Annotated in this window: 4 protein-coding genes; 2 read left to right on the plus strand and 2 right to left on the minus strand. The window is 63.1% G+C overall.

From position 1 onward, the window contains the following. Positions 1–233 precede the first annotated feature (233 nt). Together AAFX91_RS40460 and AAFX91_RS40465 are read left to right on the plus strand one after the other, a co-directional pair. A complete protein-coding gene (locus tag AAFX91_RS40460) occupies positions 234–941 on the plus strand; it encodes a glutathione binding-like protein (RefSeq protein WP_394570216.1) in 708 nt (235 codons plus the stop codon). 190 nt (positions 942–1,131) lie between these two features. Then, entirely contained in the window at positions 1,132–1,827 is a 696-nt protein-coding gene (locus AAFX91_RS40465) for a glutathione S-transferase family protein (protein ID WP_130583315.1), read from the plus strand. 95 nt (positions 1,828–1,922) lie between these two features. Here the strand turns inward: AAFX91_RS40465 and AAFX91_RS40470 are convergent, their stop codons facing one another. Next, positions 1,923–2,597 (minus strand): HAD family hydrolase, encoded by a 675-nt coding sequence (locus AAFX91_RS40470; protein WP_394570217.1) that lies wholly within the window; start codon positions 2,595–2,597, stop codon positions 1,923–1,925. Next, a complete protein-coding gene (locus AAFX91_RS40475) occupies positions 2,594–2,797 on the minus strand; it encodes a hypothetical protein (protein WP_130583318.1) in 204 nt (67 codons plus the stop codon). The genes AAFX91_RS40470 and AAFX91_RS40475 overlap by 4 nt, the downstream gene beginning before the upstream one ends. Positions 2,798–2,923: the final 126 nt, after the last annotated feature.

Raw genomic sequence — 2,923 nt, forward strand, 5'->3', positions numbered from 1 at the left:
ACTTTGGCGTAGAGCTCACCAGGCCGCCGCCCAGCGCGCGCACTTCAAAACAAAAAGACAACTGTAATGCTAGGACCGAGGCGATCTCGACTCAATGCATGGGCCGGTGTACCCGCCGATCAAATTCGCGCGCATGGCGCCAAGAACCGGATTGACTTGCCACGGGTTCTGCGAGATTCATGCATTCGCATCTTTCTCTGATGCGCGTTCCACCCAGCCGCAGGATCACGCCCATGATCGACCTCCACTACTGGACCACGCCGAACGGCCACAAAATCACGATGTTCCTCGAGGAGACCGGGCTGGACTACAAGATCATCCCGGTCAACATCGGCAAGGGCCAGCAATTCACGCCGGAATTCCTGGAGATCGCGCCCAACAACCGGATTCCCGCGATCGTCGATCATGCGCCGAAGGGCGGCAGCAAGCCGATCTCGCTGTTCGAGTCCGGCGCGATCCTGCTCTATCTCGCCGAGAAGACCGGCAAGTTCCTGCCCGCCGATCTCTATGGCCGCTACGACGCGATCCAGTGGACGTTCTGGCAGATGGCCGGCCTCGGTCCGATGGCGGGGCAGAACCATCACTTCCGCAACTATGCGCAAGAGAAGCTGCAATACGCCATCGACCGCTATGTGAACGAGACCAACCGCCTCTATGGCGTGCTCAACAAGCGCCTGGCCGACCGCGAATTCGTCGCCGGGGACTATTCGATCGCCGACATGGCGAGCTATCCCTGGGTCGTCGGCCACCAGAACCAGGGCCAGAACATCGACGATTTCCCGCATCTGAAGCGCTGGCTGGAAACGATCAGGGATCGGCCCGCGACGGTGCGCGCTTATGCCAGGGCGAAAGAGGTCAATCCGAATTTCGGCCAGCCGGCGATCCGCACCGAGGAGGAGCGCAAGATCCTGTTCGGCCAGACCGCGGCGGTGGTGCGGTAGCGCGGCTGCGTGCTCTGTCATCATCCGCGAAAGCGGATGATCCAGTAACCACCGGCGGTCGTGGATCCATGCAGCCGCCGCGGCGTACTGGATGCCCCGCCTTCGCGGGGCATGACAGCTCTCTGGCTTCCGCCATTGCGCTCGCTGTGGTCACGGCTACTCTGTCCGCCGACATCAGCGAGATTGATCCATGGCCATGAAACTGTTCGAACTCGTCGGCACCGACACTGCCCGTCCGTTCAGCCCGTATTGCTGGCGCGCGCGGATGGCGCTTGCGCATAAGGGGCTCGGCGCGGAGTCGATCCCGTGGTGCTTCACCGAGAAAGAGACGATCGCGCCGCACAAGTCCGACAAGGTGCCGGTGCTGCTCGACGGCGACACTTCCGTCGCCGATTCCTGGGCGATCGCCAATTATCTCGAGGATACTTATCCGGACCGCCCCTCGCTGTTCGGCGGCGAGGGCGGCCGCGCGATGGGGCGCATGTTGAACTGGTGGGGCGATGTCACCGTGATTGGCGGCATCTTCCCGCTGATCGTCGCCGATATCCCCGCGCATCTTGCGCCTGATGACGTCGCCTATTTCCGCAAGACGCGCGAGGCGCGATTGGGCAAGCCGCTGGAAGAGGCCGCCGCCACCCGCGATCACGCGGTCGAAGGCTTCCGGAGGAGCCTCGATCCGCTGCGGCTGACGCTGCGGACACAGGCCTATCTTGGCGGCGACAAACCGAACTATGCCGACTACATCGTGTTCGGTGGCTTCCAGTGGGCGCGTGTCGTGAGCCCGTTCAAGCTGCTGGTCGAGAGCGATCCGGTCTACGCCTGGCGCGAGCGCCTGCTCGATGCCTTCGACGGCATGGCGCGGAAGTCGCCTGGATACGAGGTGTAGAGTTCACCGTCATTGCGAGGAGCGAAGCGACGAAGCAATCCATGTCTGCACGCGCGGAGAGATGGATTGCTTCGCTGCGCTCGCAATGACGGGTGTTACAGCGCGCCGCGCTCGCGCAACATCGCCAGCGCTGCGTTGAGGTCCGGCAGCACTGCGGCGCATTTGGCGCGCGTTTCCTCGGTCGGCGGGATCATGTCCGGCACCATCAGCGTGATCGCACCGGCGGCGTGGGCCGCGGTCACGCCGTGGTTGGAATCCTCGATCGCGACGCAGGCCTGCGGTTTCACGCGGAGCCGTTCTGCAGCCAGCAGATAGAGATCCGGGCTCGGCTTGCAGTGCGTAACGTCGTCCCGCGTCAGGATGGTGTCAAAGCGTGCGCGGATTCCTGCGAGTGTCAGATGCTGGTCGGCGGAGCGGCGCGAGGAGGAAGTCACGATCGCCATCGGGCATTCCGCGGATCGAAGCGCATCGAGCAGCTCGATGGTGCCGGCCTTCAGCGGCAACCCTGCGCGAAACATTTCGTCCCGGTTGGCGGCGAAAGCCCGGTTGATCTCGGCGAGCGGAAAATCGTCGCCGTAGCGTCTCACCAGCATCAATTCGCACTCCGGCCCGGGAAGGCCGATCATGGCGTGACACAGGGCAACGACATCGTCGGTATAGCCATGCGCGCTCAGCGCCGCGACCAGGCTGTCGAAATAGACCTTCTCTGTGTCGAGCAGTGTTCCGTCCATGTCGAGCAGGACGGCGTTGATGTCCCAGCGGCTCGTCACGTCGCGGCCGTATCGGTTTGCTGGCTCGCGAGCGCGCGCAGGCAATCCGGGCACAGGCAGTCGCCGCCATCATGCGCCGGCATCGGCATGCGGTAGGGTTCCGCCGCGCACCAGCATTCGCCCGACAGGTCGCAGGTGAAGCCGATGCCGCAGCGTCTGCAGGAAAGCTGACGCGAGGTGCTTTCTTTCCGATTTGTCATGAATTCGGCCGCTCTCCTCTCGCTGAATTAATCCAGGGTTCATCCGGATGCGCGCTAGGCCGTGTGGACTCTTGGGATTCTCAAATCAGATTGAACGTGATTCAAGGCTTTCTTTTAGGAGGAAGC

Source organism: Bradyrhizobium sp. 31Argb (assembly GCF_043638955.1).
GTDB lineage: Bacteria > Pseudomonadota > Alphaproteobacteria > Rhizobiales > Xanthobacteraceae > Bradyrhizobium.

Excerpts from the sequence above, each read along its gene's own strand:
- AAFX91_RS40475 (WP_130583318.1), bottom strand. The coding sequence starts at position 2,797 with ATGACAAATCGGAAAGAAAGCACCTCGCGTCAGCTTTCCTGCAGACGC.
- AAFX91_RS40460 (WP_394570216.1), top strand. The coding sequence starts at position 234 with ATGATCGACCTCCACTACTGGACCACGCCGAACGGCCACAAAATCACG.
- AAFX91_RS40465 (WP_130583315.1), top strand. The coding sequence starts at position 1,132 with ATGGCCATGAAACTGTTCGAACTCGTCGGCACCGACACTGCCCGTCCG.